Genomic DNA, 314 nt, shown 5'->3' on the forward strand with positions numbered 1-314 from the left:
AGCACCGGCAGCTTCCTCAGCAACAACCCCGACAGCGACGCCGCTGCCTCCATAGCCCGGGGCATGGCCACCGGGGAGGCCAGCAGCCAAGCCCAGCAGTGGCTCAGCCGCTTCGGCACCGCCCGTGTGCAGATCGATGTGGACGACAAGCTCTCGCTGAAGAACTCCCAGGTCGAACTGCTCGCCCCGCTGCATGACACCCCCGAGCAGTTGCTGTTCACTCAAGGCAGCATCCACCGCAAGGACGACCGCCAGCAGACCAGCCTGGGCCTGGGCGTGCGTCGCTTCAACGACGGCTACATGCTCGGCGCCAA

Annotated in this window: 1 protein-coding gene; it reads left to right on the forward strand. The window is 66.6% G+C overall.

Translation table 11 applies throughout. The features are described from left to right. A partial coding sequence (locus tag ABOA88_RS24090; protein ID WP_440128005.1) for an inverse autotransporter beta domain-containing protein occupies positions 1-314 on the forward strand: 314 nt, incomplete at both ends.

This window comes from Pseudomonas sp. PKS (assembly GCF_051913525.1).
In the GTDB taxonomy this organism is placed as follows: domain Bacteria; phylum Pseudomonadota; class Gammaproteobacteria; order Pseudomonadales; family Pseudomonadaceae; genus Aquipseudomonas; species Aquipseudomonas guariconensis_D.